Source organism: Bartonella tribocorum (genome assembly GCF_002778015.1).
GTDB lineage: Bacteria > Pseudomonadota > Alphaproteobacteria > Rhizobiales > Rhizobiaceae > Bartonella > Bartonella tribocorum_B.
The window spans coordinates 1-1231 of the sequence record NZ_NJPP01000077.1; the positions used below are offsets into that span (position 1 = coordinate 1).

Sequence of the window (1231 nt, forward strand, 5' to 3'; positions counted from 1 at the left end):
AACCCGCACCCGCAACAACCCACRCCRCCACACACGCRCCCCAACCCGCACCCGCAACAACCCACACCACCACACACACATCACAACCCACACCCGCAACAATCCACGCCACTTTTATGCACATGCCTTGCACCACCCCCCAAAACCACTCTCTCCAAAACCACTCTCTCAGGCATTCCCAAAGGGCATCGTCTTCCAGAAACTTGGCAAGCAGATATCAAGGCAGCTGTTTCAGAAGGTTTGAGTGAGAGCCAAGCCCATTGGCAAGCTAAAAAGTTTCGCGACTATTGGCTTGCCCAGAGCGGTAAAGAAGCTCTCAAAGCAGATTGGCAAGCCCCATAGCACCACTTCCATGGCACCAATGGTTTTGCCGTGAGATCGAGCGGAAAAAACAACAAAACAGCCCCCCACAGCAAAATAAATCCCCCCACAGCAAAACAAATTTTTGAGAAACACGAATAATATCACGAATAACCATGAGCACAATTTTTGAAATCAAACAAAAACTTATCGCACAAGCAGATCAGATCGCAGAAATGCTTCTTCCCCAAGGGCATAAACGTGGTAACCATTGGATTGTTGGCAACACACGGGGTGAAGCGGGTCAAAGTTTATCGATGTGCTTAAGCGGCAGTAAAGCAGGCCTTTGGTATGATTTTGCAGAAGGCATTGGAGGCGATATTTTAGACCTTTGGTGTGAAGTCAAGGGCATAAATCTCTCTCAAGCCTTAGAAGAAGCACGCACAACGCTCAATCTGGAACGCCCAAAACCCTTTATGGTCCCTCATCGTTCTTATCGGCGTCCACCGGTTCCTAAAGGGCACACGCCGCAAAATCTTGTCAAAAACTATCTCCACAAAGAACGCCACATCCCTCTAGAGGTGATAAAGCGTTACCGCATAGGAGAAGAAGGCGAAAAAATCATTTTTCCCTTTTATAAACCCAATGGCACCCTTGCTTTAGTCAAAGAACGGCTCGCTCAAGCGGGAGCAAAAACAAAACCTACCGCAGCCCAATGTGAACCGATTTTATTCGGTTGGCAAGCCCTTTACCCCATAAACCACACCACGCACGCGCCTCAACCCGCACCCGCAGCAACCAACACCACCACACACACATCGCAACCCACACCCGCAGCAACCAACACCACCACCCACGCGCCCCACCCCGCACCCGCAGCAACCAACACCACTACACACGCGCCTCAACCCACACCCGCAGCAACCAACAC

The 1231-nt window shown here is 50.7% G+C and carries 2 pseudogenes; both read left to right on the forward strand.

The annotated features are described in order from the left end of the window. Positions 1 to 336 (forward strand): annotated as a pseudogene (locus CEV08_RS10320) (YdaU family protein); the annotation flags it as partial. A gap of 140 nt (positions 337 to 476) precedes the next feature. Next, positions 477 to 1231, forward strand: a pseudogene (locus CEV08_RS09230) (DNA primase); the annotation flags it as partial.